The 1,002-nt window shown below is 71.6% G+C and carries 2 protein-coding genes; one reads left to right on the forward strand and one right to left on the reverse strand.

From position 1 onward, the window contains the following. Window positions 1-211 precede the first annotated feature (211 nt). Complete coding sequence (locus FVW27_RS16985; protein ID WP_167127413.1) at window positions 212-715, forward strand: hypothetical protein; 504 nt, start codon at window positions 212-214, stop codon at window positions 713-715. 73 nt (window positions 716-788) lie between these two features. Here the strand turns inward: FVW27_RS16985 and FVW27_RS16990 are convergent. Then, window positions 789-1,002 (reverse strand): hypothetical protein (locus FVW27_RS16990; RefSeq protein ID WP_167127416.1); only part of this gene is annotated, 214 nt, incomplete at its 5' end.

Here is a 1,002-nt window from a genome sequence, read left to right on the forward strand (position 1 = left end):
CTGGCCCTGATGGCCGCGTCGTACGCGCTGGCGCGCGGCGAGCGCATGCCCGCGTGGATGCTGCCGCTGCTGGCCGCGCAGGAACTGCTGGGCCGGGCGCTGTTCTTCATGCTGCCGGTGCACGCCTCGGTGAACATCGGCAACCCGTTCTGACCAATGCCTCGCCCCGCGTGCCCCGTGGCGCGCGGGGCGGGGATGCGAGGACACGACCATGATCGGACGCAGTCCGTGCCCGAAGGCCGCATGCCCGACGGTTCCGGCCAGCGCGCTGACCGGCGCGCGGCCTGTCACGCTGGTGCTGATCCTGTGCCTGATGCTGGCTGCGACGATGCTGCCGTCCGTCACGGCGGCCCAGCCGGACCAGACGAGCCAGCCGGGCCAGGCCGCAGCGCCTGCCGCCACTGCCTTCCGGCACATCCCGCCCGGCCCACTGCGCGGCACGGTGGGCAAGGAACTGGTCATCCCCGTGACCCCGGGCGGCTCCGCCGAAGGAACCTACACCGTGCAGGCCGTACTGCTGTCCGGCCCCGGCAAGGATCTGCCAAATGGGGGAGATGGGGCAAATGGGGCAGACGCGACGAATGCGACGAATGCGCCGAATGCGGCGGACGCGGCGGGCATCACCGTGGACGGCAGCACCGTGCGCATGGTGCCCCGCCAGCCGGGGGCCTATGTGATGGAAGTGCGCGGCATGCGCGAAGGCCCGATTTCCTGAGGCGGCGCCCCGCCCGAACAGGTGTTCGGGGAACGCATCGAAATCACGGTCCCGCGCTGAGCGGGACCGTTTTTCATTTCAGCGATCGCTCTACGGACCGGGCATCGTGCAGCGGCGTACGCCGCGGGTCGGGCAGCAGCCAGTCGCACACGCAGCGCAGCCCCCGCACCGTGCACAGAACGCGCAGCCAGTTGCCAATGCGGACGCGGTACATCCACGCTGCCAGCCCCGCCACCACGCCCAGCACCCACCACGCGGCGTGGGCCAGCACCGCGCCCAGCACCAGC

It is taken from the genome of Nitratidesulfovibrio liaohensis, assembly GCF_011682075.1.
Classification (GTDB): domain Bacteria; phylum Desulfobacterota; class Desulfovibrionia; order Desulfovibrionales; family Desulfovibrionaceae; genus Cupidesulfovibrio; species Cupidesulfovibrio liaohensis.

What these genes read in the sequence shown, in the direction of transcription:
- FVW27_RS16985 (WP_167127413.1), top strand. Translation starts at nt 212, where the DNA reads ATGATCGGACGCAGTCCGTGCCCGAAGGCCGCATGCCCGACGGTTCCG.